Origin of the sequence: Nocardia otitidiscaviarum (genome assembly GCF_007362295.1) — a bacterium.
Lineage (GTDB): Bacteria > Actinomycetota > Actinomycetes > Mycobacteriales > Mycobacteriaceae > Nocardia > Nocardia otitidiscaviarum.
This window is the reverse complement of record NZ_CP041695.1, coordinates 7,187,105-7,210,855: the sequence shown is the minus strand read 5'-3', so window position 1 is coordinate 7,210,855 and position 23,751 is coordinate 7,187,105. Positions and strand designations below refer to the sequence as shown.

The 23,751-nt window shown below is 67.7% G+C and carries 22 protein-coding genes and 1 tRNA gene; 10 read left to right on the top strand and 13 right to left on the bottom strand.

Going from position 1 to position 23,751, the window contains the following annotated elements:
• Window positions 1–140 precede the first annotated feature (140 nt).
• Together FOH10_RS32475 and FOH10_RS32470 are read left to right on the top strand one after the other, a co-directional pair.
• A complete protein-coding gene (locus tag FOH10_RS32475) occupies window positions 141–584 on the top strand; it encodes a hypothetical protein (RefSeq protein ID WP_186000648.1) in 444 nt (147 codons plus the stop codon).
• Window positions 585–662: 78 nt separating this feature from the next.
• Window positions 663–3,383 carry an ATP-binding protein gene (locus FOH10_RS32470; RefSeq protein ID WP_143983495.1) on the top strand — a complete coding sequence of 907 codons (2,721 nt, stop codon included), beginning with the start codon at window positions 663–665 and terminating at the stop codon, window positions 3,381–3,383.
• A 40-nt stretch (window positions 3,384–3,423) separates the two neighbouring features.
• Here the strand turns inward: FOH10_RS32470 and FOH10_RS32465 are convergent, their stop codons facing one another.
• The 4 genes from FOH10_RS32465 to FOH10_RS32450 form a co-directional block, all read right to left on the bottom strand.
• A complete protein-coding gene (locus FOH10_RS32465) occupies window positions 3,424–4,605 on the bottom strand; it encodes an NAD(P)/FAD-dependent oxidoreductase (RefSeq protein ID WP_143983494.1) in 1,182 nt (393 codons plus the stop codon).
• An 82-nt stretch (window positions 4,606–4,687) separates the two neighbouring features.
• The gene (sigJ, locus tag FOH10_RS32460) at window positions 4,688–5,632 is read right to left on the bottom strand and encodes an RNA polymerase sigma factor SigJ (RefSeq protein ID WP_143983493.1); all 945 of its coding nucleotides are present in this window, start codon (window positions 5,630–5,632) and stop codon (window positions 4,688–4,690) included.
• A gap of 272 nt (window positions 5,633–5,904) precedes the next feature.
• The gene (gene qcrB, locus FOH10_RS32455) at window positions 5,905–7,521 is read right to left on the bottom strand and encodes a cytochrome bc1 complex cytochrome b subunit (protein WP_143983492.1); all 1,617 of its coding nucleotides are present in this window, start codon (window positions 7,519–7,521) and stop codon (window positions 5,905–5,907) included.
• An 82-nt stretch (window positions 7,522–7,603) separates the two neighbouring features.
• Window positions 7,604–8,515, bottom strand: coding sequence for a LysR family transcriptional regulator (locus FOH10_RS32450; protein WP_143983491.1), 912 nt, complete (start codon window positions 8,513–8,515; stop codon window positions 7,604–7,606).
• A 143-nt stretch (window positions 8,516–8,658) separates the two neighbouring features.
• Here FOH10_RS32450 and FOH10_RS32445 point away from each other — a divergent pair, with 143 nt between their 5' ends.
• Entirely contained in the window at window positions 8,659–9,156 is a 498-nt protein-coding gene (locus FOH10_RS32445; protein WP_143983490.1) for an allene oxide cyclase barrel-like domain-containing protein, read from the top strand.
• Between the two features lie 18 nt (window positions 9,157–9,174).
• Complete coding sequence (locus FOH10_RS32440) at window positions 9,175–9,609, top strand: helix-turn-helix domain-containing protein (protein WP_143983489.1); 435 nt, start codon at window positions 9,175–9,177, stop codon at window positions 9,607–9,609.
• A 694-nt stretch (window positions 9,610–10,303) separates the two neighbouring features.
• Here the strand turns inward: FOH10_RS32440 and FOH10_RS32435 are convergent.
• On the bottom strand, window positions 10,304–10,507 hold the full coding sequence (locus FOH10_RS32435) for a DUF2510 domain-containing protein (protein ID WP_143984455.1): 204 nt from the start codon (window positions 10,505–10,507) through the stop codon (window positions 10,304–10,306).
• Window positions 10,508–11,356: 849 nt separating this feature from the next.
• Between FOH10_RS32435 and FOH10_RS32430 the strand changes: the two genes are divergently transcribed.
• On the top strand, window positions 11,357–11,905 hold the full coding sequence (locus FOH10_RS32430; protein WP_186000647.1) for a transposase: 549 nt from the start codon (window positions 11,357–11,359) through the stop codon (window positions 11,903–11,905).
• Between the two features lie 77 nt (window positions 11,906–11,982).
• Here the strand turns inward: FOH10_RS32430 and FOH10_RS32425 are convergent.
• Window positions 11,983–12,055 (bottom strand) — tRNA-Lys (locus FOH10_RS32425).
• Between the two features lie 75 nt (window positions 12,056–12,130).
• Window positions 12,131–12,460, bottom strand: coding sequence for a hypothetical protein (locus tag FOH10_RS32420; protein WP_143983487.1), 330 nt, complete (start codon window positions 12,458–12,460; stop codon window positions 12,131–12,133).
• 157 nt (window positions 12,461–12,617) lie between these two features.
• Between FOH10_RS32420 and FOH10_RS32415 the strand changes: the two genes are divergently transcribed.
• Window positions 12,618–13,787, top strand: a complete 1,170-nt coding sequence (locus FOH10_RS32415; RefSeq protein ID WP_039818161.1) for a CHAP domain-containing protein — start codon at window positions 12,618–12,620, stop codon at window positions 13,785–13,787.
• A gap of 5 nt (window positions 13,788–13,792) precedes the next feature.
• On the opposite strand, the gene FOH10_RS32410 is transcribed toward FOH10_RS32415, so the two are convergent.
• A complete protein-coding gene (locus tag FOH10_RS32410) occupies window positions 13,793–14,200 on the bottom strand; it encodes a hypothetical protein (RefSeq protein ID WP_143983486.1) in 408 nt (135 codons plus the stop codon).
• An 820-nt stretch (window positions 14,201–15,020) separates the two neighbouring features.
• On the opposite strand from FOH10_RS32410, the gene FOH10_RS32405 reads away from it, so the two are divergent.
• Window positions 15,021–16,022: an o-succinylbenzoate synthase gene (locus tag FOH10_RS32405; protein ID WP_308212898.1), complete on the top strand. Its 1,002-nt coding sequence runs from the start codon at window positions 15,021–15,023 to the stop codon at window positions 16,020–16,022.
• Between the two features lie 133 nt (window positions 16,023–16,155).
• Here FOH10_RS32405 and FOH10_RS32400 read toward each other — a convergent pair whose 3' ends face one another.
• From FOH10_RS32400 to FOH10_RS32380, 5 genes are all read right to left on the bottom strand, one after another.
• A complete protein-coding gene (locus FOH10_RS32400; RefSeq protein ID WP_143983485.1) occupies window positions 16,156–16,986 on the bottom strand; it encodes an NmrA family NAD(P)-binding protein in 831 nt (276 codons plus the stop codon).
• A 64-nt stretch (window positions 16,987–17,050) separates the two neighbouring features.
• Window positions 17,051–17,497, bottom strand: a complete 447-nt coding sequence (locus tag FOH10_RS32395) for a hypothetical protein (RefSeq protein ID WP_029930346.1) — start codon at window positions 17,495–17,497, stop codon at window positions 17,051–17,053.
• A 40-nt stretch (window positions 17,498–17,537) separates the two neighbouring features.
• A complete protein-coding gene (locus tag FOH10_RS32390) occupies window positions 17,538–18,587 on the bottom strand; it encodes a DUF6745 domain-containing protein (protein ID WP_221937902.1) in 1,050 nt (349 codons plus the stop codon).
• Between the two features lie 278 nt (window positions 18,588–18,865).
• Window positions 18,866–19,375 carry a TIGR04338 family metallohydrolase gene (locus tag FOH10_RS32385; protein WP_143983483.1) on the bottom strand — a complete coding sequence of 170 codons (510 nt, stop codon included), beginning with the start codon at window positions 19,373–19,375 and terminating at the stop codon, window positions 18,866–18,868.
• Window positions 19,369–20,277 (bottom strand): DUF2786 domain-containing protein, encoded by a 909-nt coding sequence (locus tag FOH10_RS32380; RefSeq protein WP_244961468.1) that lies wholly within the window; start codon window positions 20,275–20,277, stop codon window positions 19,369–19,371. Before FOH10_RS32380 ends, FOH10_RS32385 begins: the two co-directional genes overlap by 7 nt.
• A gap of 149 nt (window positions 20,278–20,426) precedes the next feature.
• Here FOH10_RS32380 and FOH10_RS32375 point away from each other — a divergent pair, with 149 nt between their 5' ends.
• The 3 genes from FOH10_RS32375 (at window position 20,427) to FOH10_RS32365 (ending at window position 23,700) form a co-directional block, all read left to right on the top strand.
• On the top strand, window positions 20,427–21,728 hold the full coding sequence (locus tag FOH10_RS32375; RefSeq protein WP_039818170.1) for an ABC transporter substrate-binding protein: 1,302 nt from the start codon (window positions 20,427–20,429) through the stop codon (window positions 21,726–21,728).
• Between the two features lie 65 nt (window positions 21,729–21,793).
• Entirely contained in the window at window positions 21,794–22,822 is a 1,029-nt protein-coding gene (locus FOH10_RS32370; RefSeq protein ID WP_143983482.1) for a carbohydrate ABC transporter permease, read from the top strand.
• The gene (locus FOH10_RS32365; protein WP_081592815.1) at window positions 22,822–23,700 is read left to right on the top strand and encodes a carbohydrate ABC transporter permease; all 879 of its coding nucleotides are present in this window, start codon (window positions 22,822–22,824) and stop codon (window positions 23,698–23,700) included. Before FOH10_RS32370 ends, FOH10_RS32365 begins: the two co-directional genes overlap by 1 nt.
• Window positions 23,701–23,751 lie beyond the last annotated feature (51 nt).

The window sequence follows — 23,751 nt, the reverse complement described above, 5'->3', positions numbered from 1 at the left end:
CCGGTGCGTCGGCGCTAGCGGCGACACCTCGCCACGCCCACCGGTAATTCGACCGATGCGGGTACCGATAGGCCCACTCATACCGTCTTCCTCGTGATGACAGCGACCGCATCCGCGGTGAGCACGCAGAGGAGATGACGATGGGCGAGCATGTCGATCAGGCAGTGGATCCCGCAGTGGCCGCATTGGATCGGCTGGTGGGGACGTGGCGGGTCACCGGGGGTGCGGTGGGAACCGTCACCTACCGCTGGATGACCGGGCGGCGGTTCCTGATCCAGGATGTGGAATTGGAGCAGTACGGGGAACGGATCGTCGGGATGGAGGTGATCGGGCGGGAGCGGCCCTTCGGGGCCGAGGAACCCAGCGCCGACATCAAGAGCAGGTATTACGGCGACAAGGGCGAGACGCTGGACTACGTGTACGAGATGGACGGCGACGTGCTCACCATCTGGGCCGGGCAGAAGGGGTCACCGGCGTATTTCCGGGGCTCGTTCGACCCCGCCGGTGACGTGATGGACGGGGCCTGGGTGTACCCCGGGGGCGGCGGCTACGACTCCACCATGACCCGCGTCGGCCAACGGTAGACCGAGGGCGCGCCGGACCTGGACCGCACCGGTCCGGCTTCGCCCCCCGCGAGCGCGGCCGGTTGTTACCGTGCAGTGGTGATACTCGGGCGGGCGGAGGAGTTGGCGCGCATCGAGCGCCTGCTCGCGAACGCGCGCGACGGGCACGGCGGCGCCCTGGTGATCCGCGGTGAGGCCGGGATCGGCAAGACCGCACTGCTCGACCACGCCGAACGCGCCGCGGCGGGGCTGCGCGTGCTGCGCGGCGTGGGCATCGAGTCGGAGGTCGAGGTCCCCTTCGCCGGATTGCACCTGCTGTTCCACACCTACCTGGACCGACTCGCCACCTTGCCGGAGCCCCAGGCGCAGGCATTGCGCGCCGCCTTCGGCCTGTCCGACCACGATATCGGCGAACGATTCCTGACCAATGTCGCCGCCCTGTCGCTGCTGTCCGAGCTGGCCGCCGACGGCCCCGTGGTATGCCTCGTCGATGACGCGCACTGGTTCGACCGAGGCTCCCTCGACGCGCTGTTGTTCGCCGCCAGGCGATTACGGCAGGAGCCGGTGGCCATGGTGTTCACCGCGCGTGCGGATGTCCCGGACTTCCCGGCCGCCGGGCTGGAGACCATGGGGCTCGCCGCGCTGGACCGCGTCGGCGCGACCGCACTGCTCGATCAGCGGGCGGGCGACCTGACCGGTCCGATGCGCGCCCGGATCCTTGCGGACGCACGCGGAAACCCGCTCGCCATCATCGAATTCACCGCGGCGATCACCTCGCGCGCGGCGACGGGCAGCACGTGGTCGCTACCCGTCGAGCCGCTGCCCGTGGACAGGCAGGTGCAGGCCGCTTTCCACGCCAGGATCGGAGTGCTTCCGGAGGCGACGCGGCGGCTGCTGGTGCTGGCCGCGGCCGATGTCACCGGCGATCCGCCGATCGTGGTGCGTGCCGGGGAGCGGCTCGGACTGAGCGCCGCCGACCTGGAACCGGCCGAGCAGGCCGCCCTCATCGAGCTGTCCGCCCAGCGAATCTCGTTCCGTCATCCCCTGATTCGGACCGCCGCCTACCAGAGCGCGCCCCGCCACTGGCAACTCGACGCGCACCGGGCCCTCGCCGACACGCTGACCGGGGCCGACTACGCCGACCATCGCGCCTGGCATCTGGCCGCGGCCACCATCACCGTCGATGAGACCGCCGCCGCCACCCTGGAGCAGGTGGCCCGGCGTGCCGCCCGACGCGGCGGGGCGGCCGCGGTCGCGCACGCACTCGAACGCAGTGCCCGGCTCAGTCCCGATCCGGAACAGCGCAGCCGACGACTCGCCGCCGCCGCCCGCGCGGCCTATGACGCCGGAGCCCTCGACCAGGCCGCCGACTGCGCGCGCACCGCAGCGGAGATCGCCACCAGCGGAACCGTTCTCGCCGACCTCAGCTGGGTCCGAGCCCAGATCGCCTACGAGCGTGATTCGCCGACCACCGCCGCCGCCCTGATGCTGGCGGGCGCGGCACCGATAGTCGACACCCTGCCGCGGCAAGCGGTCTCGATGCTCACCGACGCCATCGGATGCGCCAAGGACGGCGGCGCGCACGACCTGGTGAGCCGTGCCGCGCGACTGCTCGCCGACGTGCGGCTCGCACCGGACGATCCGTTGCGGCCGGTGGTCGACGGCATGATCGGCGTTGGCGAGTTGTTCGACGGCCGCGCCCGCGCGGGCACGGCCGGTATGCGTCGGCTGATATCCGCAGCGCGCGAGGGACGCATGCCCGGCATGGTGGAGCGGGTGCTGGCCGGATATCTGGCGCTCATCATCGACGATCGCGCCGCCACCGAGATACTGGAGGCGCTGGTCGCCGATACCCGCCGTTCGGGTGCGCTCGGCTGGCTCCCCTACGCCCAGGAGCCGCTGGCGATCGCGCTGCTGCTCCAGGGGCGCTTCCGCGACGCGGAAACCGTTGTCACCGAGGCACTGTCGACGTCCGCCGAACTGGGTCAGCACACCCAGGCCCTCATCATGTCCGCCATCCCGGCGTGGCTGGCGGCGGTGGCGGGCGACGCGGACAGCTGCCGCACCCACGCCGCGACCATGCTCCGTGACCGGGCTCGGCATCCCACCAATGCCGCCCTCGCCACCTGGGCGCTCGGTCTGCTCGACCTCGGTCAGGGCCGATTCGACACGGCCACGGAATATTTGGAGTCCGTCTGCACCGGGCCCGGTCGCCGGGACTTCCTGGTTCGAGCCATTCCGGATCACATGGAGGCGGCCATCCGCGGCGGCCGGACGGCACAGGCGGATCGGCACCTGCCCGCGCTCGCCGAGTGGGCCGAGCACGCCCGCCGGCCGCGGGCCGACGCGCTGGTGCAACGCTGCCTCGCCCTGGCGGCGACTGACGACCCGGAAAAGTGTTACGGCACCGCCCTTCGACTGCACGCGGAGGCCGAACACACCTACGACTACGCACGCACCGCACTCCTCTACGGCGAATGGCTGCGCAGGCAGCGCCGCCGCACCGAGGCCCACACCCACCTGTCCGAGGCGTCGCGCATCTTCGAGCGACTCGCGGCCACCGACTGGGCGGACCGAGCCCGCGCCGAACTGACCGCCCTCGGCGACCGCCCGGTCGCCCGGCCGCACGATCACGACCCCGCGGCTCGCCTCACCCCCCAAGAGCTCCAGGTGGTCCGGCTCGCCGCGGCCGGACTCAGCAACCGCGACATCGCCGCCCAACTGTTCCTCAGCCCCCGCACCGTCGGCCACCACCTCTACCGCGCCTACCCGAAGCTCGGCATCACCAAGCGCACCGAACTCGTCCGATTCACGCTGTGACGCAGGGGATGCCGAGCATCGATCGACGCGCCGGGCGGTACTACGCGACACCGACGGCTGTCGGCTCCGCCGCGATGTGGCGACGGCGGGTGGGCAGCAGCACGGTCGGATGCGAGATGCTCCAGGCCGCGGATTTGCAGATGAACTCCTTGACCCGCGCGGCCGACCGGCCGGTGAGGGCGGAGGGCTTGGGGCGGTCGTCGGGGGTCACCCACTGCACGATGGCGTCGCGGCGGCCGAGGCTGATGCACTGACCCGTGTAGCCGATCTCGTTGCGAGGCATCGTGCGGCCGGTCAGGCGGGCCGCGATGGCGTCGGCGGCCAGATGGGCCGTGGGGACTCCGGAGGCGCAGGACATGCGCAACGGATCGCCGTTCCCGCCGGGGGCGCGGGCGGCGTCGCCGACGGCGTAGACATCCGGGTGCGAGAGCGACCGCATGGTGTCGTCGACCACGATCTGCCCGGTCTCCGAGACCTGCACGGTGGTGGCCGCGGCGATCGGATGGACCGCGAAACCGGCTGTCCACACCGTCAGTGCGGACCCGATCTCGCGACCGTCGGCGGTGACCACGCCGTCCGGTTCGACGCGGGCGATATCGGTGTTCTCGTGCACGGTGATACCGAGCCGGTCGAACGCCGCACGCAGATGCCGCCTGGCCTTCGCACCCAGCCAATCACCGAGGCCGCCGCGTGCGACCAGCGCGACATCGAGATCCGTTCGCGCCTCGGCGATTTCGGTGGCCGCCTCGATACCGGTGAGGCCGCCGCCCACGACCAGCACGGTCGCGCCCGCGCTCAGATCCGCCAGGCGTTCCCGCACCCGCAGCGCGGATCCCTTGCCCGCGATGTCGTAGGCGTGTTCGGCCGCACCGGGCACACCGCCGTCCGCGGCGGCGCTGCCGAGCGCGTACACCAGGGTGTCGTAGGCGATGTCGCGGGTGCCCTCGGCATCGACGACGGCGACCTTCTTGCGATCGGCATCCAGCGCCGTCACCCGCGCCACGTCCACCCGCACGCCGGTGCCGGCGAAAACGTCGGTCAGCACGCGGCGGCGCAGCTCCTGGCCCGTCGCCAGCTGGTGCATGCGCACCCGCTCGACGAATTCGGGATCGGCGTTGACGAGGGTGATGTCGACATCGGCGGGGTGCAGCCGCTTGGCCAGGCGACCGGCGGCGTTGGCTCCGGCGTATCCGGCTCCGAGAACGACGATGCGGTGCTTCATGGTCTCACTCCTGTCTGGGTGGTGTTCGCTACCTGAACCGGACAGCGGCGCGGAACCTGACAGGCGCGGACTGTGAGCTAGGTCACCACCCCGTGGTGAGGGGGTCCGGGTGCTCCGACGCGGCCCAGTGCCGGGTGGCGCGTTCGAGCTTGGCCGGGTTGGCCTGGGTGTGCACGGCCGTGATTCCCTCGCTGGTCAGCTCCAGGGTGATGATGCCGACGATCCGCTCGCCGACCGTGATCACCAGTGCCGGAACACCGTTGGCCACCGCGGCGAACATGTCGGCGCGACCGCCGATCATCGCCCATTTGCCCTCGGTGGCCTCGAACAGGCGGCGCAGGAACCGCGCCACCCGCAGTGCCCCGGTGACCGGCTCCGGCAGCGAGAACACCACACCGCCGCCGTCGCCCGCGCTGATCGCGTCGTCGGCCAGCATGCGCACCAGTGCGTCGGTGTCACCGCTGAGCGCGGCCGCCAGGAACTCTTCGACCACCTTGCGCGCGGCGGCGTCGTCGACCTCCCGGCGGGTCCGGTCGCTGGCCAGATGCTGTTTGGCGCGCCGATAGATCTGATAGCAGTTCGACTCGGTGAGCTCGAGGATGTCGGCGATCTCACCGTGCGAGTAGCCGAACGCCTCCCGGAGCACGTAGACGACGCGCTCCCTGGCCGTCAGCCGTTCCATCAGCGTGAGCATGGCGATAGACACCGACTCGCGTTGTTCGACGGTGTCGGCCGGGCCGAACATCCGGTCCCCGGCGAAGACCGGCTCGGGCAGCCACTGCCCCACATAGGATTCGCGCCGCGCCCGCGCCGAGGTGAGCTGATTCAGGCAGATATTGGTGAGCACCTTCGTCAGCCACGCCTCGGGCGTCTCGACGAGTTCGTGGTCGGCGGCGTGCCAGCGCACGAACGTGTCCTGCACCGCGTCCTCGGCATCACTCGCCGACCCCAACAGCCGATACGCGATCGCCTCCAGGCGAGCCCTGGACCTCTCGAACACTTCGACCTCGTGCACACCGACCACCATGGCCTGAAGTTAACCGTACGAGACGCCGACCGGTCACTACCCTGTCTGCGCGCAGAGCACGTGGTACGCGCGGACGGCGTCCTCAGGGAAGACGAGCACCCGCCAGCACGGGCGGTCCGACCGTCTCGCGGTCGCGGTGGTGGCGCGGATATCGTTGGCTCGGAGAAGAGCCCGAACGGAACCCGCCGCGTCTTCGGTGGCGGCGGTGGCTATCGCGAACAGCAGGCCGAAATCCTCCGCGGCTGGCTCGGTGCGCCGGGCGCGGCGGCCGATCACCGGTCGCCCGCTTCGCCGACTCGACGCCGCTGGTTGTCGCGAAGCACGGTCAGTTGCCGACGCTCCTCCTCGTGGTCGATGGCCACGAGCAACTCCGCCTCGGATGCGGGGTCCGGGCGGAGGAACGAGCCCGATCCCGGTCGACCGGCCGCGCCGAGCCGGTTCATCTTCTTCGGCACCGGTGCGCCCTCGTATGCGAGCGGAACCGGTCGGCCGTGGTCGTCGCTCGGTCCCAGCGGTTGGTGCAGCTCGAGATATTCACCGTGCGGCAGGCGTGTGATCATGCCCGTCTCGATGCCGTGCGCGAGTACGGCCCTATCACTGCGCTGCAATCCCAGGCACAGTCGATAGCTCGCGTAGTAGGCGAGCGGCGGTGCCAGCAGTGCGGCGAACCGGAAGAACCAGGTGGTGGCGTTCAACGAGATGTCGAATGTCAAGGCGATGACATCGTTCGCGCACGCCAGCGTCACCACCAGATAGAAGGTCAGGGCCATGGCGCCGATCGCGGTGCGCACCGGCACGTCGCGTGGCCGCTGGAGCAGATTGTGGTGCGCGGTGTCGTTCGACAGGCGCTTCTCGATCCACGGGTAGGCGACCAGGAGCGCGAATACGATGCCCATCGCCGCGGCGACCCAGAAAGCGCCGGGAATCGTGTAGCGGCCCAGATAGATTTCCCACGGCGGCATCAGGCGCAGCATGCCGTCGGCCCACATCATGTAGAAGTCGGGTTGGGAGCCCGCCGCTACCTGCGCCGGATTGTAGGGCCCCAGATTCCAGACCGGATTGATCTGGAGCAGCCCGCCCAGCAACGACACCGTCGCCAGGGTGAACATGAAGAACGCACTCTGGTCGAGGGAGAACACCGGCACGATCCGAGTGCCCACCACATTGTTCTCGGTGCGCGCCGGACCGGGGAACTGAGTGTGTTTCTGGTACCACACGATTCCGATATGGGCGATGACCAGCGCCACCATGATCGCGGGAAACAGCAGCACGTGGGTGATGTACAACCGCGGAATGGTGATGGTGCCGGGGAAATCGCCGTCGAAGAGCATCCAGTGCAGCCAGGTGCCCACGATCGGCACCGACATCGTGATACCCGAGAAGGCCGCGCGCAGACCGGTACCCGACAGCAGATCGTCGGGCAGCGAGTACCCGAAGAACCCCTCGAACATGGCGATGATCAGGAGCAGGCAGCCGATCACCCAGGTGATCTCACGCGGGCGGCGGAACGCACCGGTGAAGAAGATCCGGCACATGTGCACGATCATCGAGGCCACGAAAAGCAGTGCGGACCAATGGTGCAGCTGCCGCACGAACAGTCCGCCCCGCACCTCGAAACTGATGTGCAGCGTCGACTCGTACGCCCGCGACATGGTCACCCCGCGCAACGGTTGATACACACCGTCGTACACGACCTCGCTCATCGACGGGTCGAAGAACAACGTCAGATACACCCCGGAGAGCAACAGAATGATGAAGGTGTAGAGCGCGATCTCCCCGAGCAGGAACGACCAGTGCGTCGGAAACACCTTGTTGATCGAGCGTTTGACGAACGCCGCCGCCTGGTAACGCTCATCCGCCCCGTCCACCCCCCGCACCACGGCACTCATGAGTTCACGACCTCCTGCCCGTCGACAACCGCTGCCCACATGACGCCGCGAGCCGTCGATTCCTGACAGGATGTGACTCAGATCACGAGCTGCCATCCCGCGCTGCCACGGGCACCCCGTGCCGTCGGAAGTACTCGCCCGCGAAGTCCGCGAACCGCTGCGCCGCCACGGAGAAGTAGGCGTCCGCGCGCCAGACGAGGGTCAGCTCGCGGTAGCAGTCGGGGCTGTCCAGGCGTATCCAGGCACCCGGCAGATAGTCGCTGACAACGAGCGAGTACGCGGGCACCAGGCCCACACCGAGACCCGCGCTGATCAGGTAGCCGGTGGCACCGGGTTCGTCGCTCTCGCAGACGTACACGGGCCGCGTTCCGGCCGCCGCGAACATCCGGTCGGTCAGGTCCCGGGGCCAGTAGCCGGGACGGGTGGTGACGAACGGTTCGCCCGCGAGTTCCTCCCAGCGCACGCGTTCCCGTCCGGCGAGCCGATGACCGAGCGGCACTCCGAGCAGCGCTTCCTCGCGCAGTAGCACCCGGGTGCGCAGGTGCGGTCCCGGCAGCGGCTGGGAGGCGATGCAGAGATCGATCTCACCGGCGCGCAACTGTTTCGCCATGGTCTCCGCATCGGACTGGTGCAGCCGGATATCGACGCCCGGGTGCGCGGCGCGGAACTCGGTGACCATCCCGGTCACGGTGAGCAGGGTTTCCGCGGCGAGGGCGATGCTGCCGTGCTCGAGGCCGGCGGCGTCGACGAGTTCCCGCCGCGCGTCGTCGAGTTCGCGCAGCGCCCGATCGACGCGCAGCAGAAACGCCGCGCCGAATCGATTGAGCCGCAGTCCACGTCCCACCCGATCGAACAGCGGCACACCGAGATCCTCCTCCAGCCGGGCGATGGCGCGGCTGAGCGAGGGCTGTGCGACGCGCAGCTCGGCGGCGGCCTGGCTCAGGTGTTCCCGACGCGCCACCGCCTGAAAGTAGCCAAGCTGCAGCAAGTCCATATTCATAACCCGGACGTAATGAGTAGATGCGAATTCTGGTCTTGGACAGCATAGGTCGCCGTCGGTGAGTCTGAAGGCGTCGACGATCGCCCGGACCCGGGCACCCGGTCGATGACCCAGTCGCTCGGACACGAGGAATTCACATGCTGCACAACATCCTTCGCACCAAGGGCGCGCTCACGGCTTTCGCCGCCGTCCCACTCGTCGCCATCGCGGTCAGCGGTTGCGACACGGCCACCGGCGAGGCCGACCCGCCCGCGGACGCACAGGTCGAGGTCCTCGAACTCGGCGTCGAGAACGATCAGTACGCGAGTCTCGACCTCGGCCAACCGGGCGTGAGCGTGGGCGACATGGATGTCTACTTCGGCAACGCGATCCAGGACGGCCGCCGCGTCGGCCGCGGCGGCGGCTCCTGCCAGGTCATTCACGTCGACGGCGAGAACGTCACCATGCAGTGCACGATCACCATGGAAATCGCCGACGGTTCGGTAACCATGCAATCCCTCTGGGTCCGCGGCGCGAGCCCGCTCGACATGGCCATCACCGGCGGCACGGGCACCTACCGCGAGGCGCGCGGCACGGTGCGCTTCTGGGACATCGGCACCCCGAACGAACGCGCCCGCGCCGAGATCATCCGCTGAGCCGAACCGATAGTCGAAGTGCGCTTCCTGAGGCACCATTCCAATCTCAACGGGGGTAGCCAGGCGTCTTCGGCTCTGCTGGCGGAGGCGCGGGCAGAGGCTGAGCATGGCGTTGATCACCTGGTGGTGCCTCTACCCGCCCAGAACCGGAAGCTGTCGGATCTGAAGAAGGCTGAGCTGGCGAGGGAATACCTGCGCGGGATGACGGTGTATGAGCTTGCGGTCAAGTTCTCGATTCAGCGACAAACCGTGAGCAAGCACCTGCACCGGATGGGCGTGCCGATGCGACAGCAGAGACTGAACGACGAGCAGATCGACCAGGCCGCAGAGCTGTACAGGCGAGGGGCTGATGCTCAAGCAGGTTGGCCTGAAGCTGGGTGTGGATGCGGGAATGGTGCTGTTGGCTCTGTTGCGGCGAGGGGTGAGGATGCGGGCGGCGGTGGCACGGCGTAAGTAGGGGTGGCATAGGCGGCCCGCGTATCTGTGAGGCCACCATCCTGTAATCGGGACTTGACTGGAGCCTGTCTCCGGTGCCGTGTATGGAAAGATTAGCTCGGTAGAAGCCCTATCGTTAAATCGATAGTATCGAGATAGTAGTCAAGAGCGGAATGAGAATCAGTCATGTTTGGTCGCGCTAAGAAAAGGAAGCAGTTGGAATCTGCGGAGCACAGGCTCCTGGTAATCATCGGAGCAGTTGCCCAGGCGATAAGCGACGGAAAAATGTGCAGCATACCCGCGCTCCGGGCTACATACGATAATAAGCTCCTGGAGCAAGCGACAAAGATCAGGGCTCTCGGCGGTGATCCGGAAACGGTATTGCAGGCACGCAATTTACATTACTATGTCGAGCCGGAGATGCAACGTCAAGTCATCGACGACGTCCGTGCCATCATCGGTAGGTAACCGAACTCGCGCGGATCCGGTAATTGCCATCTCTGCCCAGGAGATTCCGCAGAGTATCGCTCACCTCAGGAGCTATTTGTTGTCGGACACATCCTCGTGAAAGTTCAGCTACTGACATTGCGGCCATCTAGCTTCTTGGTGTGGATCGCATTCGACGTACAATCGTTGATTCCGTGTACTGCTCACGACACGCTCACACTCCGCTGCGTTTGTCTGCATCGATGAATTCCTAATATGTTTTCGGCTATTGCGAGTTATGTTCCGTCCATCTGACGCCATCCCACCATCGAAGCCTTGCGATGCCTGACGGATCTGGATACCATCCTGGTGGGGGTAGCGCCGAGCTCGGGACACTGGGCTGGACCGGCGGTGAGGGGCGCGGCTGCCTCGTCGCCCTCCACTCAGAAAGCTGCTCTCTTGCAATATTGACAAGCTGGCCAGATTGCATCTTCTGACTGAAGCCGTTCACTGCTTCGAGCATGAGCTTTGGGCCGACTTCTGCAGCCATTGCCGCCGCGCAGTTCTGCCATGATACTGGCTTACCGAGGTTAATTGATTGCTCGATCGCGTCGGCATACTTGGATGACCCCTTGTAGCGCAATGCCTTGATCGTGTTTACCAAGAGCTGCGTCTCGATTCCCTCACCTATGCGGACGACAGGTGTCGCGACTTGTTGATTAATAAAACATTGGTACATATCCGCGATTTCGTCATCGCTCGCACCAACAGACCGAAGGATTATCTGCGCGGTAACATGTGGGTTTGTAACCCGCGCCTCCAGATCGGGAGATAACTCCAAGAGAGGCCTTGGTGATCTTTCGAATATTCCCATTCTCGCACCAATAGCAGTAGCACTATATCTGTGGGTGTGCGGCTATGCTGCCGCAGCATTGAATATCATAGCGCGGAACGCATGGCACTGTACTACTACTTCGAGTTATTACTTGGATTGCACCCTCTTAGTTATCGTAAGAATTCTATTGGCAACCGGTCGGTACTTGATGTCTTGGGTGGAGGCGAATCCGCGTCATGCGCCCGCGTATTCGGTATAGGTCCCGTTACTGTCAACTCCGGTTGAATGGTGAATCCGGCACAGATTGCGTGATTGACCCAGTCGGGATGCGCTCCGGCACTGGATAATTCATCATGTCGCGGGTGTCCTGAACTCGGGCTGCTGGCGGTTTTGTTCCCTCACTTGGATGGGTTGCGGATCCAGAGCGTGCGCGCGGCCGGGGCCGTGGTACGGATCGGCGCCGACACCGCCGACGTCGCAGCGCCGTGTCCAGCGTGTGCACGAGTGTCGAATCGGGTGCACAGCCGCTACGAGCGGCAGCTGTCGGACGCGGCTGTTGCCGGTCGCGAGGTGCTGATCCTGCTACGAGTACGGCGACTGTTCTGTGACAACTCCGAGTGCAGCAGAAGGACTTTCGCCGAGTCGATCCCAGGTCTCGCGCAACGCTATGGACGTCGAACGACGGTCCTGGAACGCGTGCTGTGTGCGGTGGCGCTCGCGCTGGGCGGGCGCGCCGGTGCCCGAATGACCGAGAATCTGGCGGCGACGGTGAGTCGGATGACTTTGCTGCGCCAGATCCGGGCCCTGCCCGATCCGGACCGGCCGACACCGAGGGTGCTCAGCGTCGACGATTTCGCCCTCCGCCGAGGCCATCACTACGGCACGATCCTGATCGACATTGAATCCCGGCGACCGGTCGACGTCCTCGACGACCGCACCGCCGACACCCTCACATCGCCTCACCCAGCAAGCGCCGGACTCCTCGGCGGTGCTGGAGCGGGATTTCGGCGGGACCAGCTGACGTACGCGGTAGCGCGCGAATTTTTTGGATAGTTTTGGGAACAGTCCGTTTCGCCCGATGAAAGACCACAGCCCCTGACCGGCACTGCCAAATCAGGGGCTGTTTGCTGTGCGCCATCAGGGACTCGAACCCCGAACCCGCTGATTAAGAGTCAGCTGCTCTGCCAATTGAGCTAATGGCGCGTGCACTCGTGAGTGGTGCGGCAGGAACCTTAGCAGGAAGAGCCTGGAATGACCGAAACGTGCGGGTCAGTGTGGTCAGGCCGAGATGACGGCGATGAGGAAGCCGAGTATCCAGGAACCGGCGATGAGGGGGAAGGCGACCAAGGCCAGGGTCCAGGCGCGCAGCTTCCAGCGGATGGCGCGGGCTATCCACAGGGCCACCAGCATGAGGGAGGTGGCGATGCCGAACCAGGCGACGGCGTAGGCCAGGGGGAGGTATCGGGTGTCGCCCGATTCACGTGTCGCTATCTCGTACACCGGCACGGTTTTCGCCGCGAAGGCCGCCGTGGCGCACGCGAGAGCGTAGATCACCACGGTGGCAAGGCGATCCGTCCAGCGCACCGGCGGCTGCCACCACTGCGCCATGACCCCAGCATGACCGATCGCGGAATTCCCAAGGACGGGAATGCCCGATACTCGGCGATAGACCGTCCGATGCCCATGGGTGAACGAGGTTAACGATGGTGTGCGCAAACCAGCCGATACCGAGTCGTGCCGGATCGAGTGCGGGCCCGGTGCTGCCATGACCAGTCGCGCGGACCTGGTCGGGTTCATCGATCTGTACGTTCCCAAGATCGCCGGTGGCTTCGTGAAATCGACCATCGAGGCCGCGGAGGAGTACTTCGAGACCGCGATCCTGCTCTTCGCCTCCGGAGAGGGTAAGCGGCAACCCGACCTGGTGAGCTGGATGGACGAGCGGCGGCTGTTCAGCGACAAGGGGTTGTCCGCGCCGCCGGGTGAGGCGGTGATGGCCGAGGACTACACCTCGCGGCAAAGCGAGGTGGACGAAGAGAAGCGGCAGATCGACGAGCAGGGCGACGCGGTCCGCGATTCCGCGTTCGCGACCTTCGACCTGTCGAATTCGACATATGTGTCGATCAAGGAGCGCATCGAACGTCTCGACACCGAACTCCGCGGCATCACCGAACGCACCGATGTACGGGATCTGGACTCCGACGGGAATACCGGGGAGTATCTGCCGCTGACCGCCGCGCAGAACATGCAGGCGCTCCGCCTGGTGCTCAACGCGGTGTCGGATGTCCATGGTGCGGTGGAGAACGCGTCGGCGACGAGCCGGAATCATGCCGGCGATATCGACCGCTCCCATCCCGCGCCGATGAGCTACTCGGCTCCCGTAGCGCCGGTGGCACCCGTGGCGCGCTACAACGGGACCACTCCCTGGACGCCCACCAATGCGAGCTATGTGGCGTCCGACGTCACCGATCCCGCGGCCCGTGCCCTCGCGGCCGCCCGGAGCCAACTCGGCGTCCGCGAATTCGGCAACAACTCCGTGAACGCCCCGTACAACATCAACGACGCGTGGTGCGCGTCGTACGCCGACTGGGTCTGGGATCAAGCGGGCCATCAGGTCGACTGGACCAACAAGAACTACGTACCCGCTATCTGGAACGACGCGCAGAGTATGGGGCTGGCGGCATCCCCCTACGACGCCGAGCCCGGCGATATGGTCATCTTCAACTGGGACGGTGGAGAACCCGACCATGTCGGAATCGTCGTCGCCCGGGTGGGTGACACCATCTACACCATCGAGGGCAATACCACCGGACCGGACGGGGTCGACGGTGTCTACGAGAAGCAACGCACGATCAGCTCCGGCCAGATCGTCGGCATCGTGAAGCAGCCGCCCACCACCGCGGCGCCACAGGAACGCCCCGGAGAACTGCTGGTCTGAGTGCGTCAGCCGACAGCGCCGCCGACCAGGAAATGCCCCACCGCACCGGATATCACGATCACCGGCAGCGCGATGGCGGGCCAGAGCCAGGCGCTGCGGCGGGTCACGGCCGATACGGCGGCGAGCACCAGGGCGCAACCGAGGGCGAGGGTGATGCCGCCACCGGCGATCACGAAACCCACCAGCGCCTGCGCGGGCGGACGAATCACGGTGCACTGCACCGAGAAATCGCGTTGCGCGGTGCAGCGGTTGCGGATCAGGTCGAATGCCTTGCCGAAGAGGTCATAGGCCCAGAAGAGGGCGACCACCACCCCGACCGCGTAGACGGCGGTCGCGAGCAGCAGATCCTTCCTCCGCAACGGTTGGCGCGCCGCGGACTCCGTTGCGTCACTGTCGCTTCGGGTCGCTGACATCCCGTCACCCGAGGGCTGCGCGGGTGACTCCACCGCCGGCTGCGCACCGCTCCGGGGATATCCCCGCTGCACGCCGGGCGCATCCGGATGCGGTGCGGCATCGCGGAATACGCCGGATGGACCCTGCGGTCGCGATTCCCCGGGATGAACTTGACGACCGGGACCACCACCCGGAACAGGACCGATCGGAGCACTGGGAGGCCCGTTCGGAATGGATCTAGGTCCGATCGGAGCGCCAATCGGGCGAGCCGGGCCACCAGCGGGCCCACCCGGTGGTTGCGGTGGCCCGCCCGGGGTTCCGAACGTTCCGCCAGGACCGCCTGCGGGATACGGGGGACGGGTGGATCCACGGGGCGGCAGCGGGCGGCCGTCCGGCTGCTGGGTCGGCGGCGTCGGACCGGAATTCGCCCCGCCGACACCTGGCTCCCACGGTTCCGGGCCCACCGGCTCGCCCGGATAGCGCGGGCCCTGTGGCGGCCGCCCGGGATGTCGGGGCGCATCGGAGGCCGGGTGTGGTCGCGGCGTATCCGGACGGGGGTGGCGCGAGTCGTCTGGCGCGGGCATGGCGGGCTCCCCCCGGTTGTGGAATGAATACCTTCCGCATTGTCGTCGGGGCGCGCCCGCACCGCCACTCCGATTCCCGGACACCGACGGATTCCACGGCCAGGCGGCGAGTTGACATGAAGGAGTTGCGCAGGTCGGCGACGAACGAACGCGAGCGACCCGGACCCGGTGGCGAGCAGAACCCAGGCGAGGCCGCAGGTCGGCGGTGACCGGAACACGAGGCGAGGCCGCAGGTCGGCGGTGACAGGGATATGAGGTGAGTAGGCTGCCGGTGGTGAGCGAGCACCTCAGTGCACCGGACTTCGACGCCGCGGTCGTGTACGCCATTCCCCTGCTAACTCGGTTCCGCGGGATCACGGTTCGCGAGGGGATGGTGATTCCGGGGCCACGCGGGTGGGGTGAGTTCTGTGCGTTTCCCGAGTACGACGATCGGGAGGCGGCGGGGTGGCTGGCCACGGCCGTGGAGCAGATGACGGTGGGCTGGCCGGAGCCGGTGCGGGAGCGGGTGCCGATCAACTGCACGGTGCCCGCGGTGGATGCCGAGCGGGCACGGGAGATCGTGGCCGCGTCGGGCTGCCGCACCGCCAAGGTGAAGGTGGCCGACCACCCCGATTCCCTCGCCGAGGATCTGGACCGGGTGGCGGCGGTGCGCGATGCGCTCGGCACGGGCGGCGCGATCCGGGTCGACGCCAATGCGGTGTGGGATGTGGACACCGCCGTGGCGCGGATCAAGCAGATCGACCGTGCGGCAGGCGGATTGGAGTATGTGGAGCAGCCCTGCCGCACTATCGAGGAGTTGGCCGCGGTGCGCCGCCGCGTCGATGTGCGCATTGCCGCCGACGAATCCATCCGGCGCGCCGAGGATCCGCTGAAGGTGGCGGTGGCCGGGGCCGCCGACGTGGCCGTGCTCAAGTGCACGCCACTCGGCGGTGTGCGTCGCGCGCTGAACGTGGCCGAGGCAGCCGGACTGCCGACGGTGGTCTCCTCCGCCCTGGAGACCAGTGTCGGGCTCGCCGCCCAGCTCGCCCTGGCGGGAGCCCTCCCGAACCTCGAATTCGCCTGCGGCCTGGGCACCCTCGCCCTGCTGACCGGCGATCTGGTGACCGACCCGGTGCGCCCGCACGACGGCTACCTCCCGGTCCCCCGCACCCCACCGACCCCGGACCCCCGACTACTGGAGCGCTACCGCCACCCGGACCCCGACCGCACGGCCTGGTGGCACGCCCGCTTGGACCGGGTGCGCCGACTGCTGGACTGAGCGCGTCACGCGGAACTTCGGCACCGCCCCGGGGAGGTCGAGACCGGACTGGGGCCTTACGCCCGGCGCGGCCTCGACCTCATGCGCGACTCCACCGAGAGCGGTCGGCCGCCGATCCCACGCGACGCGTCGATCAGCGTCTTCCGACCGCTTCGAGGCGGAAGCGGTCGACGTGTTCGGTGACCCACTGCTCGAACGAACGAGCCGGGCGCCCGAGCAGGCGCTCGACCGTGTCGTCCACGGTGGCGCCCTCACTGGGAGGCGATGCGTACCAACCGATCACGTACTCCGCGTCCGCACGCGACACCCCGGTGTCCATCAGCCGCTCGACGGCCTGCTCGTGGGTGATGCGGGCGAGGGTGAGTTCGCCGCCCACCACGTCGGAGAGGATGCGCAGCCGCTCGGCGATGGTCAGCGCCCGGGGGCCGGTGAGGTTGTAGGCACGTCCGGAGTGACCGTCCGCGAGCAGGGCGAGCGCCGCGACCGCCCCGATATCGGCCTCGTGCACCAGGGCGCTCGGATGGTCGTAGGGTTCCCGCACCACGCCTTCCGCACGGATCGAATCGACCCAGGTCAGCGTGTTGGACATGAATTCCTGCGGCTCCAGTCGGGTCCACTCCACACCGGATTCCGCGACGGCCTGCTCCACGGGGCCGACCATGCCGCCCCACACGACGGTGATCCGGCGTACGCCCGTCGCCACCGCCCGCTCGACCAGTTCGGGGCCGACCGCCGCGAGACCGTCGGTCACCGTGAGGTGCAGGCGGCTCACCCCGCCGAGAGCCGCCCGCACCGTGTCGGGGTCGGTGTGTGTGCCTTGCACCAATTCCACCGTGGGCGGCAGCTTTTCGACCGCCGCCCGCGGATCGCGGGTGAGCGCCCGCACCTGCTCACCCCGGCGCACCAGTTCCGCCACCACGTGGCGTCCGGTATTTCCGGTAGCACCCGTCACCAAGGTCGTCATCGTGTCTCCTTTCGCCGGTTCCGACGCTAGGAGCTCAACCTTGGTTAAGGTCAAGCACCACCGGTCAGTCCGCGACCAGGACGGTGCGATGTCGCCCGGAGCCGGCGGCATGGCGCTCCCGTTGGCGGCGAACGACATACCGGCCGGGGGCGATTCCGCTGCCGCCGTGTTCGGGGTGGAGCAGATAGGCCGGGGCACGGGTATCGAGGCATCCCAGGGCCAGGCCCTCCGGATCGGCGACGCGGGAGGTCCAGCGGCAGACACCCGGATCAGCCACCAGCACATGAGGATTGGCCCCGGCCGCGCCGCGGATCACCTCGATGCCGCCGGGTGGCACCTCGCGCAGGTGCGCGTCGACCACGCGCACACCGGTGAGCAGGTGGAAAGGGATCACGATGAGGTCGCCTTGGGCTTGCAGGCCCGCGACGACGGGTACGGCGGCTTCGCGTTCGAGGTGGTCGAGCACCGCGACGCCGGTTCGGACGGTCAGTTCGGAGACAGTCAAAGACATGGAATCACCTTGGGAAGTAGGGGATCTCGGAGAGAAGTGATCAGGTGCGTCGCCGCAGCGACGCGTACTGGGTGCCGGTGAGCCCGTACGACCATCCGGCGGCGGCGAGCGGATCGGCGATCTGCTCGGGCACATTCAGTCCGTAGCGGCGGCGGGTGCCGTCGCGCTCGCGCGAGCCGTTCACCACCAGCAGCACCCGCGATCGCTCCCGCCGGTGCCGCCGCGGCAGGTCGTAGAGCCGCAGTTCGGCGCCGGGATTGCCCGGGTCGGGGGCGGTGGAGACCAGCGCCAGACCGGCCTGCTCGATATAGGAATCCCAGCCGATCCGCTCGATGGCCGCCCGGCGGACCTCGATATTGCGTTCGGCCAGAATGCGGTCCACCGTGGGCGCGGTCAGCACCCAGTCCGGCACGAAGGTGCCGTGCAGGGCGAATACGCCGGAACCGTCGGCGAATTCGACGGCCCGCCGCTCGTCGTGATGCAGCCGCACCGCACCGTGAACGGACCCGGGCTGCGCTTCGGCATGCACCGCCACCGGCCGCTCGGCGATGACGCAGCGCCGCTGTCCCGGCCACCACCACCCGGCGGACCGGGCCACGGTCGCCCACTGGTCCAACTGGTGGTCCAGTTCGTCCGCGTACCGCACCAGCCCCGCCGCCCGATACACATCGAGGAACGGCACGGTCCAGATGTCGTATTGCTCGTACCCGGCCGGTCCGGCGGTGCCGCGGCCGTGGTCGAGCAGGGCGGTGCGCAAAGGCCGATACATATTGTCGCGCAGCGATTCCCGCAAAGGATTGTGTACGGACTCCGCAAGCAACCGGCCGATCGAGGCTCCTTGCGACAGCGCCGTACCGTGCGGCGTGTCCATCCACGAATCCGGCAGATTTCCGAATTCGAGCCGCCAGTAGCGGCGGTCGGCCTCGGTCACATCCGACAATCGCCGCCGCAACTCGTGTTTCACGCCGAGAAATCGTTGCAGAAACGGCCAGGACCGAAATGGCTGATCGAGCGACGGTGGACGCCGCCAGTCCCCCGGCCCGTCCGGGTCGTCGCGCACCACCTCCGCCGCGACGGAAGGCGATGGCACCCAGACGAATTCCGGTGGTGGCTCGCCCAGTAAACGATACAACTCAGTGATCGCGCCTTCGGCGGCCGCGCGGTCCGACGGTGCCGTGGACAGCCCACGACGCAACCATTCGTCCCGTAATCGGAATGCGGCCTCGACACGCTCTACCAGGTGAATCCCGCGGGAATTGGACATCCGCGGGGACTCGAGCGGGGTCACCGCTCGAAGGCGTCGTACGCCTTTCGAGAGTAGGAGATCATCTTTCGATCATGACAGCCGTGTCGACGGCTGGCAACCCCTCAGAGACGTACACCGCAGCCGAGCATGGTGGTGCGCATGAGCAATGCGGCCTCCGGTCCGATCACGCCGTCGATCAATTCCAGATAGCGGTCACAGAATTCGGGTCCGTGCGGCGCGCATTTCTCCGAATCGGCCTCGAGATGGTGGGCGAGTTCGTGCAGGATCACCAATTCGCGGAGCGCCCAGGCACTTCCGTTGGCGTGCAGGGGGACGGCCAGCACGGCCCCGGCCACCTCGTAGTGCGCCGCCTTGGAGCCGGCGCGTGCCCGCACGGTGACCGGTGTGGCGGCGCGCGGCCAACGTGCGCGCACCCAGTTCAGGGCCAGCACCCGGTCCGCGTAATCCTGCACCGATTCGACCGAGGCGAATTTCCGCTCCACGGGCAGAGTCAGCTGCGACCCGTGCACCTCCACCGTGCGCGCGCCGAATTCGTCGGCCCGTTCGAAGATTCCGCGCACCAGTGCCTCCGCGTCGTAGACCCGGCCGCGTTGGGAATCGCGGGTCACGATCCGCCGCCGGGCAGTTCGCCCCGGGCCGCGCCCAGTTCGGGTGCGGTGCCCAGACGCGCGGCCCGTCCGGCGCGGTCCCCCGCCCGCCGCGCGGCCGACGAATATCCCGCCGACGCTTCCGGTCCGCGCCAGGTGCCGCGCGCCTCGGAGGTCTGCCGGTAGAAGTCCGTCAGGGCGATCTCCTTGTCGCGCAGGGCGAGTGCGGTGCCATTGGCGGTCCCGGCGGCGGCACTTCCCGCGCCGTCACCGGCCGCACTGCCGCCCGCCGCGCCGCCATTTCCGGCGTTGCCCCCCGCCCCGTCGGTGCGCACCGCCTCGGTCTCCACCTCGGACTTCACCTCGGCGAGGCGGCGGCCGATACGGGCGGCGAAGGCCATCTGGAAGTTGAGCCGCGCGGTCACCGCCGCCACCGGGGCCCGCACCCGGGTGCGCACCGTGCGCCCGAAACGCTTCTCGGTGACCACCTTCTCGACCGTCCCGGACTTGTACGCCCCCGACTTGATGTACTGGTCCGACGCTCGCACCATCTGGATGAGCAGACTCGCGTACAGCGCCTCGCAGGTGTCGATATCGCCGTCGAAACCGTAGGCGTACACCTGGGTGGAGGTGCGGGCCACATCGCAGCGCACGTCGTTGGCGGCGGCGATGGCCACGAAAAGCTGTACGTAGGTGCGCAGTCCCCGCTTGCCGGGCTCACCGATCGGGATCACCCGCTGCACCGGCGTCGGTCGGCGCTCCCGACTCGCCACATGCGAGCGCGCCACCGCCAGGTCGATCGACGAGCGGGTCGCCAGTCGCTGCGCGGCCGCCATGAAGGCTTCCGCCTCGTGCTCGTTCTCGGTGGACTCCGCCTGGCGGAGCAAACCCCCGATCCGCGTCAACATCCGGTCCTGAGATGACATCGACCCAAGCCTAGCTGGCGGTACCGACGACGATCGGCGGCCCGATGCCTGAGGTAGTTCCGGCGCGAGACCACCCGACCATGTATCTTCCCTTGTGCAAACGGCTGAGTGTGCCGCCGCTCACGTCTCGAACCCCTGGAGTTACAGCGATGGCTTTGAAGAAGGTGTCGTCCCTACGTAAGTCGCTCGTGCCACGAGCCGCGCTGGCGGCCGCGGGTGCGGCGTTGCTGACGGCGACATTCGCCACCGGCTGCTCGAGCGACAGCGGAAACGATGCCGCCTCGGAGAACCTCACCGGGCGCGGACCGATCACCTACGTCGAGGGCAAGGACACCACCGAGACCGGTGCGGTCAAGCAGCTCATCGACCGCTGGAACGCCGCGCACCCGGACGAGCAGGTGACGTTCAAGGAGCAGTCGAACGACGCCTCCCAGCAGTACGACGACCTCAAGCAGCATCTGCAGGCCAAGTCCGCCGACTACGACGTGGTCGCCCTGGACGTGCCGTGGACCGCCGAGTTCGCCGCCAAGGGCTGGATCCAGCCGCTGCAGGACTCCTTCGCCATCGACACCTCGACGCTGCTGTCCCCGCCGGTCGCGAGCGCCACCTACAACGGCACCCTGTACGCCGCGCCGCGCAATACCAATGGCGGCCTGCTGTTCTACCGCACCGACCTGGTGCCGAACCCGCCCAAGACCTGGTCGGAGATGCTGTCCATGTGCCCGGTCGCGCGGGAGAACAATATCGGCTGCTACGCCGGTCAGCTCGCGCCCTACGAGGGTCTGACCGTGAACACCGCCGAGGTGATCAACGCCTACGGCGGCACCTTCGTCGGCCCGGACGGCAAGACCCCGACCGTCGACAGCCCGGAGTCGCGCGCCGGTCTGTCGGTGCTGGTGGACGCCTACAAGAACGGTGACATCCCGAAGGAGGCCATCTCCTTCACCGAGACCGAGTCGCAGAACGCGTTCGCCCAGGGCAACCTGATGTTCCTGCGCACCTGGCCGTCGTTCTACGGCATCGCCGGCGGCGAGGGCTCCGCGGTGGTCGGCAAGTACGGCGTGGCCCCGCTGCCCGGCAAGGACGGCGTCGGCGCCTCCACCCTGGGTGGCTACAACGCCGCCATCAGCGCCTACTCCAAGAACAAGGCCACCGCGCTGGACTTCCTGCGCTTCCTGATCAGCGAGGACGCCCAGCACATCGTCGCCTCCGGCGCACTGCCGTCGGTGCGGGCCTCCATGTACGACGATCCGGCGCTCATCGCCAAGATGCCGTACCTGCCCGCGCTCAAGGAGTCCATCGCCTCGGCGGTGCCGCGGCCGGTGACGCCGTTCTACCCGGCCGTCTCGAAGGCCGTGCAGGACAACGCTTATGCTGCCCTCGAGGGACGCAAGACCGTCGACGAGGCGATCACGGGGATGCAGCAGGGCATCGAGACCGCCGGGTCGTAACCGATTCGGCGGTGCTCGAGCCGTCCCCGTGAAAAACCGTGTCAGTCCCGTAGGAGAGAAATACGGTGTCACATCCTTCGGGAGCGACCGACCTCGCGGCGCCCGCCCGTGGCGATTCCGGCACCGGCCCGGCGAAGAAGCGGCCCAGCCGTAACCTCTTCGCCGGATCGGGCAAGCCCTGGCTGTTCGTCGCACCGGTGCTCATCGCCCTCGCCGTGGTGATCGGCTACCCGGTGGTCCAGGCCGTGATCATGTCCTTCCAGAAGGACTCCGGCCTGGACCCGTCCACCGGCATGTTCGTCGAGGGCGGCAGCGCCGGGCTGGAGAACTACACGCACTGGCTGCTCCAGCAGTGCCGTGATTCGCTCGGCAATACCGTCTCCTGCCCCACCGGCAACCTGGGTTCGGCGTTCTGGCTGGCCATCGGCGTCACGCTGTTCTTCACCGTGGTCACCGTGAGCTTGGAGGTGCTGGTCGGCCTCGGCATGGCCATGATCATGGGCAAGACCTTCGCCGGGCGCGGCCTGCTGCGCGCGGCGGTGCTCATTCCATGGGCCATCCCCACCGCCGTCACCGCGCGGCTGTGGGAGTTCATGTTCCAGTACGACGGCGTGGTCAACCGGGTGCTGGGCACCAGCATCCTGTGGACCGCCGAGGAATGGCCCTCCCGGTTCGCTGTCATCGCGGCCGACGTGTGGAAGACCGCGCCGTTCATGGCGCTGCTCATCCTGGCCGGACTCCAGGTGATTCCGGACGGGGTGTACGAGGCGGCCCGCGTGGACGGCGCCTCGGCGTGGCAGCGGTTCGTGCACATCACGCTGCCGCTGCTCAAGCCCGCACTCATGGTGGCGATCCTGTTCCGCACCATGGACGCGCTGCGCATGTACGACCTGCCCGCCATCATGACCATGAACAACCCCAATACCCGCACCATCTCCATGCTGGTGGTGGATCAGGTGCGGCAGGGACCCAATAGCGCGGCGGCGCTGTCGATGATCACCTTCCTGTTGATATTCGCGGTGGCGTTCGTGCTGGTGAAGTTCCTGGGGGCCAATGCGGTTCGCACTCAGGAAGAGCAGCGGGAGGCGCACTGATGACGACGACCACCGCTGCGCCGCGGGTGCGGCAGACGACGCCGTGGGTCAAGCGACTCACCAACGGTCGGGTGTATCTCGGCGCGCTGATCATCCTGATCTGGGGGCTGGGGCCGTTCTACTGGATGGTCGTCACGGCATTGCGCGATCCGGCCTACACCTTCGACAACACCCCGTGGCCCACCCATGTGACGTTCGAGAACTTCCGCAACGCCTTCGACACCAGCCGCGGCAACGACTTCGGGCGAGCGCTGGTCAACAGCGTCATCATCGGGTCGATCACCACGGTCATCGCGCTGATCGTCGGCGTCATGGCGGCGTACGCGCTGGCGCGGCTGGCGTTCAAGGGCAAGTACCTGGTGGCGGGACTGATCCTGTCGGCGTCCATGTTCCCGGTGGTGGTGCTGGTGACGCCGCTGTTCCAGCTGTTCACCGATATCGGGTGGATCGGGCAGTACCAGGCCATGATCATCCCGAACATCTCGTTCGTGCTGCCCATGACCGTGTACATCCTGGCGTCGTTCTTCAGTGATCTGCCCTGGGAGCTGGAGGAGGCCGCCCGCATCGACGGCGCGTCGCGCTTCCAGGCGTTCCGCCTGATCATGCTGCCGCTGGCCGCACCGGCCGTATTCACCACGGCCATCCTGGCTTTCATCGCCGCGGTCAACGAGTACCTGCTGGCGCGGCTGCTCTCCTCGGACAAGACCGAGCCGGTGACCGTCGCGGTGGCCCGGTTCTCCGGTAACGATCCGCAGGTCCAGCCGTACGCCGCCATCATGGCGGCGGGCACCATCGTCACCATTCCGCTGGTGATCATGGTGCTGCTGTTCCAGCGCCGCATCATCTCCGGTCTCACCGCGGGCGGTGTCAAGAGCTGAGCCCGGATCCGGGTCGCGTCCACTAGCATGGGTCGCGCCGCACGCTGGGCC

Bases quoted from the DNA above. Each gene is read 5' to 3' on its own strand.
- FOH10_RS32450 (WP_143983491.1), bottom strand. From the start codon at position 8,515: ATGGACTTGCTGCAGCTTGGCTACTTTCAGGCGGTGGCGCGTCGGGAA.
- FOH10_RS32380 (WP_244961468.1), bottom strand. From the start codon at position 20,277: ATGTCATCTCAGGACCGGATGTTGACGCGGATCGGGGGTTTGCTCCGC.
- sigJ (WP_143983493.1), bottom strand. From the start codon at position 5,632: ATGGTGGTCGGTGTGCACGAGGTCGAAGTGTTCGAGAGGTCCAGGGCT.
- qcrB (WP_143983492.1), bottom strand. From the start codon at position 7,521: ATGAGTGCCGTGGTGCGGGGGGTGGACGGGGCGGATGAGCGTTACCAG.
- FOH10_RS32410 (WP_143983486.1), bottom strand. From the start codon at position 14,200: ATGTCAGCGACCCGAAGCGACAGTGACGCAACGGAGTCCGCGGCGCGC.
- FOH10_RS32420 (WP_143983487.1), bottom strand. From the start codon at position 12,460: ATGGCGCAGTGGTGGCAGCCGCCGGTGCGCTGGACGGATCGCCTTGCC.
- FOH10_RS32445 (WP_143983490.1), top strand. From the start codon at position 8,659: ATGCTGCACAACATCCTTCGCACCAAGGGCGCGCTCACGGCTTTCGCC.
- FOH10_RS32365 (WP_081592815.1), top strand. From the start codon at position 22,822: ATGACGACGACCACCGCTGCGCCGCGGGTGCGGCAGACGACGCCGTGG.
- FOH10_RS32415 (WP_039818161.1), top strand. From the start codon at position 12,618: ATGACCAGTCGCGCGGACCTGGTCGGGTTCATCGATCTGTACGTTCCC.
- FOH10_RS32435 (WP_143984455.1), bottom strand. From the start codon at position 10,507: ATGCAATCTGGCCAGCTTGTCAATATTGCAAGAGAGCAGCTTTCTGAG.
- FOH10_RS32395 (WP_029930346.1), bottom strand. From the start codon at position 17,497: ATGTCTTTGACTGTCTCCGAACTGACCGTCCGAACCGGCGTCGCGGTG.
- FOH10_RS32375 (WP_039818170.1), top strand. From the start codon at position 20,427: ATGGCTTTGAAGAAGGTGTCGTCCCTACGTAAGTCGCTCGTGCCACGA.
- FOH10_RS32475 (WP_186000648.1), top strand. From the start codon at position 141: ATGGGCGAGCATGTCGATCAGGCAGTGGATCCCGCAGTGGCCGCATTG.
- FOH10_RS32400 (WP_143983485.1), bottom strand. From the start codon at position 16,986: ATGACGACCTTGGTGACGGGTGCTACCGGAAATACCGGACGCCACGTG.
- FOH10_RS32465 (WP_143983494.1), bottom strand. From the start codon at position 4,605: ATGAAGCACCGCATCGTCGTTCTCGGAGCCGGATACGCCGGAGCCAAC.